Raw genomic sequence first — 11,019 nt, forward strand, 5'->3', positions numbered from 1 at the left:
GTGAGTACTTTCCAACACTTATGCGAAGTGCATCAGTTAAATCCAGCAAGCACCCTCTTTATTGACGATTCTATTCAACATGTTGAAGGTGCAAAAGAGGCTGGATTGATGGCTTATCACCTAGATAAGGGGGAAACTATTGAACAACTAGCTTTCTTACGTTAATCGAATTTATCGTTCATTTAGTCTAATGACCTCCTTGTTTATAGGTGCTATTCAGTAAATTGAAGTATGTATAAATGGGAAGGACAAGTATTGAACGAGAGTGATACAACAGCGCTAACTGATGTTTCATTAAACTTTGCTTCAGTTGATACTTTAGGACTTTCGGGAGATTTAAGTTCTTCCGTAGAATGGTCCAATTACCTATACCTCGTTTTATTCGTGGTTATCATTTATATTTTCTATGCTTTTATGAAGAGGAAAGGATAGATTCGTTTCATTTTGTGGGGTTAACAGTAAAACCGTCTAGTAATGCTAGACGGTTTTTATATACCTAAAATCTTTCGCGTTAAGCTATCCTCCAAAACGCTAACTCCTTCTTTTTTATTCATCTGTAAAAATTCGGTCTCTAAACTATTCAGTACTGCAACCTGATCAAAATTGTAAATTTCTCTCTTTTCGGAATTAATGCGCGTGGCACCTGATAGTCGCGGACTTTCCTCAATTGTAGCCAACTTTTCGGGTTGTACCTCTACCACCACCTCTTTAAATACTGTATCAGGATCTGCAGGTACAAGCACTTCCTTCTCAACATATTCTGTTAGGTATACTGTTTCGGGTTGCTGAACTGAATTCTTCATCAAAAAGTGATATCCCCCCAATAAAGCAACAAAAACAGCCGCAGCTTTCCAAAGCGTAACCTTACTTTGAAACAATACTAAGATTCCTCCGTTTCTCTTCTCTTGTAATGCCTTTAGCGCTTTAGAAGGCACCGGGACAACGAGCGTATTGTTATTGTCATCTTCAGCAAAGGTTTCCTGGGTCATGAAGATCACCAAGCGTTGTTCTTTATATTCCTCTGCTGACATTTGCTCTAAAACAAAGCTTGTCTCTTGGGGAGTTAAGGCTTCAAAATCTTTATTTTCTAATAAATGAAGTATGTCCATAATTTCTCTTTTTTAATGTTGAACTTTTGTAAACAAGCGCATTTTTTCTGCGAGTATTTGGGTGGCTTTATTCAATCTCGATTTTACCGTTCCCTCCGGTATATTTTGAGCTTGGGCTATTTCTTTCACTTTTAGTTCTTCAGAATAGCGCAACACAAAGGTTTCTCTGTAGGGAGAAGGCAAGGCAGCAATTTCTTCTTTCAATGCTTGATTTTTTAGCTCCCTATCCATTTTATCTTCAGCTTGATTACTTATCTGAAGGGATGTATTTTGAATTTCTCGTATGTCTCCAACATTTTTCCTGAAGTGATTTTTACACAAATTTGCCGCAATCGTAAACACCCATGTTTTAAAACTTTTGTTGCGGTCAAAACCCTCGGCAGCTTCCACTACTTTTAAAAAAACATCCTGCGTAAAGTCTTGTGCTCGGGCCTCATCTTGTTTCAACATCTTGTACATAAACAATAAAATACGCTGCGCATAACGACTGTAAAGTTCATTAAATGCCGATTCATCCCCTTTGGTAAGGCGATGCATCAGCTCTTCGTCTTTAAGTTGTTTATAGCTACTCAAGTTCCAATTGCTTTTTTACCAATCCGTAGTACTCAAAATTATGCGCAATGCGATGGATGATTTCCAGGGTTTCTTGGGCTTTTGCTTCTTTACTGATCAATTTATAATACTTGTAAAGATGCACTAAGCCAGGAACGTACATGTTGTTCATACGTAAATCTTGATTGGCCCATTCACTTGTATAATAATCGTGAATTAAAAGATCGGTATAAAATACTTCCTCAAAATTGTGTACCAAAATTGAAACATTATCTAGCTTCTCTTCACTGTATTGATAGAGTAAACCAACATTGTAGAGTTGATCTAGTTTATCCTGTTGGTCGTGTAACAACCCTCTTGAAGAAAAGTACAAGGTTCTAGCTCCCTTGTGTTCAATAATATGATTGATAATCTCAGGAAAAGACTTGTTTTCACCTTTTAATTCAGGAATGTTCAAGGTATTAAAAATGCGTTTGCGGTAACTTTCTATTTGTGCCAAAAACACGTTGAGCACCGTTAGATCTTGTCGTACGCTATCTGCGTGTTGGGCCACCCATAATGGATAGGTATCATTGTCTCCAGCCGTTAATATAATCGCATCTTTTTGAGCACCATTGAGCATGTTGTGCGCCAAAAGTAGAGTAGCTGGTGTAAAGTGTGCACTTTTCTTCCAGAGCTCCGAGACTTCCTTTAATTTATTGGGATTGTACTCATATACCTCGTAGATATTCATGAGTTCCGGATACACATCACTACTTTCTGGTTTTAACTTATGTGCATTGAGTGCATTGCTGATCAATTCTTTTCGCTGTTCTGGATTTTCAGCTTGGTAGATGGGTTTGGCCCACGACATAACATGGTAATAGGCAAAAGTATTGGGAATGTGTTTGGCCATTTGCTCCAAAACCTCTTCCTCCTTTTCGACCCATTCTAACCTTAGCGCTTCAGAATCCGCTTTACGACCTGCATAGCGGGTAGCCGCATAATAATTGGTCCAAGCATCTTCATTCTTCTTGTCTTTTTTCACCTCTTTCGCCCACAACTCATGTTGAGTAACATACCAATCATAAGAATTGATAACGCGCGTAAACGAATAAATTTCCTCCGGTTCTGCTATTTGCGCTTGTGCCGTTCCCATACCGAAAAAGACTACAAGACTTAAAATCATTAATTTTTTCATGGATGATGTTTTCCCGTATTACACAATAGACGAGAAAACGTTCGCGAGGAAATGGAAAGAAATGTTAAAAGACGAAGAGAGCCACCTTTTGAACGAGATGAAGAGTTGGCTAATTTGAACCCATGAAATAAATCTTCACAAAAGTATAAAGCAAAAAAAAAAGCACTTATTTCTAAGTGCTTTTTGCTCCTCCTCTTGGGCTCGAACCAAGGACCCTCTGATTAACAGTCAGATGCTCTAACCAACTGAGCTAAGGAGGAGTGTGCTTCGTTTGCGGGGACAAAGATATACATTCTTTAGACAACCGCAATGCTTTTGAGCAAAAAAAATTAAAAAAATTTGAAAGTTTTTTATTAATTATTGAATATCAATTCTTTAAAAATCGTCTTCATTTAGGGTGAAATCATCAAAGCCACCTGTACCCAAATCATTTTCGCTGTCATCTAAGTTAAATTCTTCCGTAGAAGTACTTCCTTGATCCTTACTTGGACGCAAAATATTGGTCTTAGAAACGTTTAACCTGATTTCTGTTTTAATGGAATTGTCGTCTTGCAAATACGCTTTTGGAAAAGGTGTTCCTACCAATTCTACTAACGCCCCTTTTTTAAGAAAGTCTAATATTCTAAGGTTGGCACCTTCTTTCTTCCAAATCGTACAGTTCACCCAGGTTGTTTTTGTTTTAGATTCTCCCGTACGTTTGTCTCTCCAGTTTTTATTGTGTGCAACCGGGAAGTTGATGGCGATTACTCCTCGCTCCATGTTTCTTACCGTCGCATCTTTACCTATGTTTCCTATGAGTCTTGTCTCAAAAACTGTAGCCATGTAATTTTTGTGTATTTAAAAGTGTATGTGATTGTTTCTTACAAAGTCTGCAAAATGAATGCTACTCAAATTTAACAATATAAGCGTCGGGGAAACCATTTTCCTTGACTTTTTTGAGCAGTGCTTTACAGTCTTTCTTCTTGGCAAACTTACCCACGTAGTACTTGTATTTGTACATACTTTTAGATTCCACTTTAATACGCTCCACGGTAACACCCAACTTTTTAAATTCGGCAATGTCCGTTTCTACAGGGTCTATACTAGACATGATTTGAATCTTGTAAACCTCACCACTCTGACTCAGCTCTTTTTCTGTATTGATGAAATTGATGTCTTTATGTTCTCGTTTGATGAAATCTCTAAAACCTCTGTACAATGCAGAAGCTATAATTTCTTGACCATATACTGAGTTCAAATAATTGGCTTCCGATGTATTGGTAACGAATCCACACTCTACTAAAACACTGGTCATTTTTGTATACTTCAACACTTGAACAGAATGACCTCTATCTTCACCTGTTTTTACACCTCTACTTCTTCGTTTTGCTCTGTTTTCAAATTGATCTTCGAATTCAGTGGCTAGACGAACTGCTTTTTTAGAGGCCCAATTGTGCACATGCGATTCTGTTCCATAAACAGAACTTCTGGCACTACCGTTACAGTGAACAGAGATAAAATAATCTGCGTTTAAATCATTGGCCATTTCTACACGTTCATCTAAAGAAGGATAAACATCTGTTTTACGCGTATAATGCACCTCTACATTGATCAGATTTTCTTCGATATATTTTCCAAATTTTAAAGCAATACTTAAGTTGAGGTCCTTTTCTGGTTTCAAGGCTTTATCCTGAGATAAATGTCCAGGGTCAGAACCACCGTGTCCAGGATCTATTACCACAATCACTTTATCTTTACCGAAAGCGATGATATTTAAGCAAAGGGTAAGTGCAAGAAGGAAAAATTTCATTATTAAACGTTTTAACTATCAAATTAAGCTAAAATCCTCACGTCTTAAACTTAAGGGTATTGAAGATTGTCAAGATAGCAATGTGTAAAAAGCTTAAGCCTCAGATTTTTGATAGAATTGTGATGAAAATACAGCCAGGAATAAAGCGATAAAAGTAACTCCTTGTTGCGTTTCTATGGTATCCTCTGGCAAAAAGCTAGCCAAAGCAATGAGCCCGAAAGCAAGGGCTAAAATATGCTTGTTGCTCACGGCTCTTTTTAAGAAAAGGAACCAAATTGAAAGAAAGAGAATTAAGCCCGGAATCCCGAATGTAATCCAAACCGTTAAAAATTGATTGTGCGCCCTGTTTCTGTGGTACTTATCTAATTTAGAGTCAAGGTCATCATAAGCCTTATCAAATTCATCCTGCACATCTCCTGTTCCTACCCCGAAATAAGGATTGTTTTTTATGATGTACCAGGCAGCCGACCAATGTTCGAACCTTTGTAATAGAGAATGACCGTTTGGATTACCGTTAGCCGCATAGGTTTGCAATTGCGTCTTCAATCCATTCAATCTATTCGTCACCCCGCCATTTTGAAATTCTATACTAGGTATACCTTGTTCAATAAACCTGACATCTTCCTCCGTCAATTGTGCTACGCCTTGGGCGTCTTTTCTCAAATTTTTAGAAGTTAAATATCTCCAGAGCGTGTATTTTACGTGTTGATTTTTTCTGTCTAAACTATCATAGGCTAAATCAGAACGCTCATTCCACTTTTTACGCATTTCATCCTCTGCCAAGTAGACCATCAATGGATAGCCATTTTCAAAAAAAGTGGAAGTAGTATCGTGGTAGTAAACAGTTCCCTGAGCACTTTTATATTCTAAATCACCATAGATGTAATTATCACTTTCTGGTATTAAAAATTGAACGATGCCAACAGTTACCGTTGTTGCCGCTCCTAAAAATAAAATCCAGAGGGTCCACTTTAAACTTTTAAGTTTCAATTTAGAAATGGCATAGAAAAACAATCCTCCCATTAAACATGCATAGGCAACTACCCCGCTTAAAACCTGACTGTAGAGTGCATAGTAAGAAAACCATGCAAAAAGTAGTGCATAGAGTATGTAATACTTCATGCGTTTTACGGTATAGAAAAGGGTTATTGCCGCACCAAAGACAACGAGTAAAGCGTACCGAATATGCGATCCAAATATGGACATTTCTCTGATATCGAGTATAATGCCTTCTTCTATTTTATCGTGATAATTATAGTAATTGATACTCGTGGTAACCAGTAAACTCAACAAGAAAAGGTGCAATCCAATTTTTACCTCTTTGGCTTTTAGCGGCCTTGCTCCATATACAAAAGGCAAGGCGAAAAGCGGCAATTTTATGCGAATGTCATGTAAAGCATAATCAAAATTAGAAGTGTAAATTAACCCTAGAAAATGAAAGCCAAAAAACAACAATGTTAAGGCAACAATTTTATTTTCTCTCAGGTTTTTCAAGTACTTAGCGAAGTGTGCTTCAAGTACTAAATTGAGTATGCACAACATGGTAGCAAGCGACAACACCACTTTATTAAGCGGGAGTCCGACGCACAGTGCAATGAAACACAATTGATGAATGAACGCATGGACACGATAGCCAAAAAGCTTGTCGAGCATAAGTAGAGTAGTTTCTTTTTATTTCTTAACGTTAATATGCAAGGTAGAATTGTATAATTTCTCATTATTTAATACCTCCATCGCTTTTTCCAAACTCTTATCGCTGATGAAACTATTTAAAACTCTACCTTCTTGGTAATAGTAACGCGCAACAATTTCGTTTTGCAACATTTCTTTAATTTGTGTTTTAAAACGGATAAGATCTTCTTTTTTTGAAGGTTTCAAAGCGGCTAACAACGCTTCAATCTCTTTTTCTGTACTTTCAAAATAACCTTCCATTTTAGCGACCTCTACTACCTCTTTCATTTTCTCCTCAGAAGCAGTATTGTACGAAAATTCCTTACTCAAAGCAAACGCTATAAATTCATCGTAGGCCTTATCACTCAAAACAAATTCCTCGGGTGCAGCTATGCTATCGTGTTTATGTTTGTAGTGTGTAGCGTAATCAAAAATGATGTTTTTCGCCAAAAGCATTGCTGCGAGTCTGCTCATATTTTCTCCTTCTACCGATATATCTGGCTCTATACCTCTACCGTCAATCACTTCTCTTCCATTTTTAGTGTAAAAGATTTGAAGTAAGGAGTCTGGAACTTCGTCTACTTGACCATCCACCTTATTAGAATAATCTAATTTCTGAACACATCTTCCTGATGGCGTATAGTATTTTGCAATGGTCAACTTCATTTTAGAACCGTATTTTAAATCAACTGTTCTTTGCACCAGACCTTTTCCAAAAGAGGTTCTTCCCACAACAACAGCTCGGTCTAAATCTTGTAACGTTCCACTTACAATTTCTGATGCGGAAGCAGAACCTTCGTTGATCAATACTACAAGGGGAATTTCTAAATCTAAGGGGTCTTGCTGTGTAACGTAAACTCTATTTTCTTCTTTCACCCTAGACTTTGTAGATACCACAACTTGCCCCTTGGGTACAAACATGTTTACAATTTTTACGGCTTCCATCAGCAAACCACCACCGTTGTTTCTTAAATCTAACACCAGCGATTCCATTCCCTCTTGTTTTAAGGATTGAAAAGCTTTGCTCACGTTGGCACTCGCCGTTTGAGTGAAGGAATTCAACGCAATATAACCTACTTTGTCGTCTATCATTCCTGAATAAGGAACATCTGGTAATTTGATCTCATCGCGAATTATTTTCGCCTCTCCCTCTCCAACATCAGGTCGTTTGTATTGCACAATAACTTCAGATCCTTTCAGTCCTTTCAAAGCATTAGAAACTTCTTCTGAGCTTCTATTTTTCATGTCACGACCGTCTATGGAAAGAATAATATCTCCAGCCTCCAAACCAGCATTATACGCAGGGTTGCCTTTGTAAGGTTCTGTTATAATCGTGTATTCTCCCACTTTCCTAATCGTAGCACCTATCCCACCGTATTGCCCCGTATTCATCATACGGAAATCTTCGATGTTGGCCTCATGGTAATACACCGTATATGGATCCAAAGCGCGCAGCATGGCATCAATGGAAGTTTTGGAAAGCTCTCCTGTATTGGGTTCATCTACATAGTACTTTTCTAAATTCATGTAAATGAGATCCATTAATTCCATGGATTTGATTACCTCAAAACTATTACTCTGTGCCTTTGATGTGCTATAAAAGCAAAGTAAACTGATAACAACGAAAAGATATTTTTTCATGTGCTTAATTTTCTATGTGTAGCGCTTGATTTAACTTCACCAAGGCCTTTTTCAATTTCGTTTCTATTAAATCGTAATCTGGCAGCTCTCTCCCTGTATACATAATAAATAAAGCGAGTTGCTGATTCTTCTCCTTCAATCCTTCTTCTAACTCCTGTCTGTTTTTCCTAAAAACTTCGCGCATCAAACGCTTAATTCTATTTCTATCAACAGCGCGTTTAAAGTTTCGTTTAGGAGCAGTTATAACGATTTGAAAAGGAATTTCTTTTGGAAGACTTGTGATTTGATAACGTATCATAAAAGGATATGATTTGATCCCCTCCCCTTCACTAAACAAGGCGTCGATAATTTTTCGACTGCACAGTTTATACTCCTTTCCAAATCCTTGATTCATATTACAAAGATAACAGAAGTACTCGCTTACAAAAACAGCTTTATTAATCGCAGAATATTTTTTGGCACAGCTTTTGAAAAGTGATTATTAAGCAACAAAAAACACATGAAAACACAAAAGAAATCTAAAGCCATTGAATTAATGTTGAGCACCAACTTGAGTGCCTACATTCAATTCTTAAATCAAGAACTTGTTAAGTAGTTAAAGTAATAGTTTATAGTTAGTACAGCAAAAAGGAGGTCCCGTAAAATGAACCTCCTTTTTTTATGTTTAAATCTTATGGTTTTGAAATAATTATTTCAAAGAGTTTTTGATTATTGAGCTTAGGTCTGCCCTCGTCATTACTCCGCTTCCTCGCCAGGCAATTTCACCTTCTTTGAAAACGATGAAACTAGGAACACCTCTAATCTTATACTTTGCCGCTAAAGCTTGATTTTTATCTACGTCAATCTTTAGTACGCGTAAATCCTTGCCAAACTCATTTTTTACATCGTCTACTACAGGGTGCATAGTTTGGCAAGGGCCACACCATGTAGCATGAAAATCTACCAATACTGGTACCTCTCCCTTTACTATTTCCTTAAAACTTTCCATTTTTATTTTTTTGCTTTTGATGGATCATATGAACTAAATAGGTTAATCCAAATGAGTCGACCAGCTCTAAAAGTAACCGGCGCTAAACCTAAAAGTGTTGCTACCACAATAATGATATATGCCCAATAAGGTGTATCTGGAAAGAGCAAATACGTACTTACAAAAGCTGCAACAGAAAATGCTACACTTACGGCGTAAGCAACGTACATAGCTCCGTAAAAGAAACCTGTTTCCATTTCGTATTTATGTCCACAATGCGAACACTTTTCCTCCATTTTATCAAATTTCTTGAAACTATATACCCTTTTGTAGGTAAATACTTTCCCTTCATGACAAACAGGACATTTTCCATTAAAGATGCTGTACAATTTTGTGCCTTTTAACCCCATGGTCTTCTATTTTTTGATCCCTTTGTTCACTTAACAAATATAAGGTTAAACACCCTTTTTATCTGCAACATTTGTTACGCAAAGCTATAATTTATTCAAGGTCTAAATAACGCTTTATCTCCGATATAGTACTAATGCATTAAAGACAATAAATAGCACATATTTCCCATCTAGCCATTCTAACAGATATTTTAAAGCTACTCTTGAATGATTTTGTTCTTGTGAAGGCTATATCAAATCGATACTTGGTTTTTTGGTAATTTCCTGACAACATAGCGCTATTCAAGCTCCTCCCAACCCTGCTTCTTTGTTTACGTTAAAAAATTAGCGACCTTTGCACCGGAATTTTACTATGGTACAGAAAACAAACATCAGAAATTTAACGCTTGCTGAATTAAAAAATCAATTCACAGGTATGGGCGAAAAAGCATTTCGAGCGAAACAAGTATACGAATGGCTTTGGAAAAAAAATGCCCATAGTTTTGAAGAAATGAGCAATTTAAGTGTGAAGTTACGCGATCAATTGAATGAATTATTTTTCATTGATGCCATAGCGTTAGATGACCAACAAATTTCTAGCGATAAAACGATTAAATGTGCTTTTCACGCTGGAGAAAAACAAGTTATTGAAGGTGTATTGATTCCAACAGCTTCTCGAACAACCGCTTGTATTTCTTCTCAAGTTGGTTGTAGCTTGGCTTGTAAATTCTGTGCTACTGGTCGACTTAAACTCATGAAGAACTTATCGGCTGGTGAAATTGTAGACCAAGTTGTTTACCTTAAGAACCAGGCAGAGCAACGTTACAACAAAAGTTTAACCAACATTGTATACATGGGAATGGGTGAACCTTTGTTGAACTATAAAAATATGCTCCGTAGTACAGAGATAATTACTTCTGAAGAAGGTTTAGGTATGTCGCCCAAACGTATAACTGTATCTACTGCCGGAATTGCCAAGATGATTAAAAAACTAGGTGACGATGAGGTAAAATTTAACCTTGCCCTTTCTCTGCACGCTGCTAACGATAAGAAGCGTAGTAGAATCATGGAAATCAACGACACCAACAATTTAGAAGTATTGGCAGATTCTCTGAAATACTTTTACAGTAAAACAGGAACACGTATCACTTTCGAATACATCATCTTTAAGGACTTCAACGATGCATTGGAAGATGCTCAAGAATTAGCTGAATTCTGTAAAAATGTACCGTGTAAAATCAACATCATCGAATACAATCCTATAGACGATGGTGAGTTCCAACAAGCTTCTAGAGCAAAAGTAGATGCCTTTGCTGCTTTCTTAGAAGAGCGTAACCTTATCGTGAACATCAGACGTTCAAGAGGAAAAGACATAGACGCGGCTTGCGGTCAACTTGCCAATAAAAACAAAGCGATAGAGTTAAAAGAAAGAGTACTAAAATAGACCCTTCTCCAATTGCTAAGGTCTGTTGGAGCATTAAACGCACCTCATATTTTCCTTTTTGCATTTACTTGAAGGGGGTGACTATTCCCATCATTTAATAATCGTCGCGTTGCCTGATTTCAAGTAAATGATGAAAATCCGCCATTCTACCGAGTAAAGGTAATTCTTCATTATTTCACCAATATTACCTACTCCAACCCCCTATTCAATTGGCAATCTCATTCCATATAAAAGACATTCGGCAGCATTGCGGAGCGTGAATAAAACATCACCTTTA

Annotated in this window: 12 protein-coding genes and 1 tRNA gene; 2 read left to right on the forward strand and 11 right to left on the reverse strand. The window is 37.1% G+C overall.

Features of this window, described 5'->3' with window-relative positions; genetic code table 11:
- Nucleotides 1-231: 231 nt before the first annotated feature.
- The gene (locus tag AC22ZQ_RS08405; RefSeq protein ID WP_318958335.1) at nt 232-432 is read left to right on the forward strand and encodes a hypothetical protein; all 201 of its coding nucleotides are present in this window, start codon (nt 232-234) and stop codon (nt 430-432) included.
- Between the two features lie 56 nt (nt 433-488).
- Here the strand turns inward: AC22ZQ_RS08405 and AC22ZQ_RS08410 are convergent, their stop codons facing one another.
- From AC22ZQ_RS08410 to AC22ZQ_RS08460, 11 genes are all read right to left on the reverse strand, one after another.
- On the reverse strand, nt 489-1,109 hold the full coding sequence (locus tag AC22ZQ_RS08410) for a hypothetical protein (RefSeq protein ID WP_318958336.1): 621 nt from the start codon (nt 1,107-1,109) through the stop codon (nt 489-491).
- Nucleotides 1,110-1,121: 12 nt separating this feature from the next.
- Nucleotides 1,122-1,682 (reverse strand): RNA polymerase sigma factor, encoded by a 561-nt coding sequence (locus tag AC22ZQ_RS08415; protein WP_318958337.1) that lies wholly within the window; start codon nt 1,680-1,682, stop codon nt 1,122-1,124.
- Complete coding sequence (locus AC22ZQ_RS08420) at nt 1,675-2,841, reverse strand: hypothetical protein (protein WP_318958338.1); 1,167 nt, start codon at nt 2,839-2,841, stop codon at nt 1,675-1,677. Before AC22ZQ_RS08420 ends, AC22ZQ_RS08415 begins: the two co-directional genes overlap by 8 nt.
- 186 nt (nt 2,842-3,027) lie before the next feature.
- Nucleotides 3,028-3,101, reverse strand: a tRNA-Asn gene (locus AC22ZQ_RS08425).
- Between the two features lie 115 nt (nt 3,102-3,216).
- Nucleotides 3,217-3,663 carry a single-stranded DNA-binding protein gene (locus AC22ZQ_RS08430; RefSeq protein ID WP_318958339.1) on the reverse strand — a complete coding sequence of 149 codons (447 nt, stop codon included), beginning with the start codon at nt 3,661-3,663 and terminating at the stop codon, nt 3,217-3,219.
- A gap of 61 nt (nt 3,664-3,724) precedes the next feature.
- Complete coding sequence (locus AC22ZQ_RS08435; RefSeq protein ID WP_318958340.1) at nt 3,725-4,630, reverse strand: N-acetylmuramoyl-L-alanine amidase; 906 nt, start codon at nt 4,628-4,630, stop codon at nt 3,725-3,727.
- A gap of 93 nt (nt 4,631-4,723) precedes the next feature.
- Nucleotides 4,724-6,283 carry an O-antigen ligase family protein gene (locus tag AC22ZQ_RS08440; protein ID WP_318958341.1) on the reverse strand — a complete coding sequence of 520 codons (1,560 nt, stop codon included), beginning with the start codon at nt 6,281-6,283 and terminating at the stop codon, nt 4,724-4,726.
- A gap of 18 nt (nt 6,284-6,301) precedes the next feature.
- The gene (locus AC22ZQ_RS08445) at nt 6,302-7,942 is read right to left on the reverse strand and encodes a S41 family peptidase (protein WP_318958342.1); all 1,641 of its coding nucleotides are present in this window, start codon (nt 7,940-7,942) and stop codon (nt 6,302-6,304) included.
- Nucleotides 7,943-7,946: 4 nt separating this feature from the next.
- On the reverse strand, nt 7,947-8,336 hold the full coding sequence (locus AC22ZQ_RS08450; protein ID WP_318958343.1) for a ribonuclease P protein component: 390 nt from the start codon (nt 8,334-8,336) through the stop codon (nt 7,947-7,949).
- A 294-nt stretch (nt 8,337-8,630) separates the two neighbouring features.
- A complete protein-coding gene (gene trxA / locus AC22ZQ_RS08455; protein ID WP_318958344.1) occupies nt 8,631-8,930 on the reverse strand; it encodes a thioredoxin in 300 nt (99 codons plus the stop codon).
- A 2-nt stretch (nt 8,931-8,932) separates the two neighbouring features.
- Nucleotides 8,933-9,319, reverse strand: a complete 387-nt coding sequence (locus AC22ZQ_RS08460) for a DUF983 domain-containing protein (RefSeq protein WP_318958345.1) — start codon at nt 9,317-9,319, stop codon at nt 8,933-8,935.
- 352 nt (nt 9,320-9,671) lie between these two features.
- Between AC22ZQ_RS08460 and rlmN the strand changes: the two genes are divergently transcribed.
- On the forward strand, nt 9,672-10,742 hold the full coding sequence (gene rlmN, locus AC22ZQ_RS08465; RefSeq protein WP_318958346.1) for a dual-specificity RNA methyltransferase RlmN: 1,071 nt from the start codon (nt 9,672-9,674) through the stop codon (nt 10,740-10,742).
- Nucleotides 10,743-11,019: the final 277 nt, after the last annotated feature.

The sequence above is a fragment of the Lishizhenia sp. genome (assembly GCF_057456495.1).

Coding starts and splice junctions, on each gene's coding strand:
- AC22ZQ_RS08435 (WP_318958340.1), bottom strand. CDS start 4,630: ATGAAATTTTTCCTTCTTGCACTTACCCTTTGCTTAAATATCATCGCT.
- AC22ZQ_RS08460 (WP_318958345.1), bottom strand. CDS start 9,319: ATGGGGTTAAAAGGCACAAAATTGTACAGCATCTTTAATGGAAAATGT.
- AC22ZQ_RS08405 (WP_318958335.1), top strand. CDS start 232: ATGTATAAATGGGAAGGACAAGTATTGAACGAGAGTGATACAACAGCG.
- AC22ZQ_RS08440 (WP_318958341.1), bottom strand. CDS start 6,283: ATGCTCGACAAGCTTTTTGGCTATCGTGTCCATGCGTTCATTCATCAA.
- AC22ZQ_RS08430 (WP_318958339.1), bottom strand. CDS start 3,663: ATGGCTACAGTTTTTGAGACAAGACTCATAGGAAACATAGGTAAAGAT.
- trxA (WP_318958344.1), bottom strand. CDS start 8,930: ATGGAAAGTTTTAAGGAAATAGTAAAGGGAGAGGTACCAGTATTGGTA.
- AC22ZQ_RS08420 (WP_318958338.1), bottom strand. CDS start 2,841: ATGAAAAAATTAATGATTTTAAGTCTTGTAGTCTTTTTCGGTATGGGA.
- rlmN (WP_318958346.1), top strand. CDS start 9,672: ATGGTACAGAAAACAAACATCAGAAATTTAACGCTTGCTGAATTAAAA.
- AC22ZQ_RS08410 (WP_318958336.1), bottom strand. CDS start 1,109: ATGGACATACTTCATTTATTAGAAAATAAAGATTTTGAAGCCTTAACT.
- AC22ZQ_RS08445 (WP_318958342.1), bottom strand. CDS start 7,942: ATGAAAAAATATCTTTTCGTTGTTATCAGTTTACTTTGCTTTTATAGC.
- AC22ZQ_RS08450 (WP_318958343.1), bottom strand. CDS start 8,336: ATGAATCAAGGATTTGGAAAGGAGTATAAACTGTGCAGTCGAAAAATT.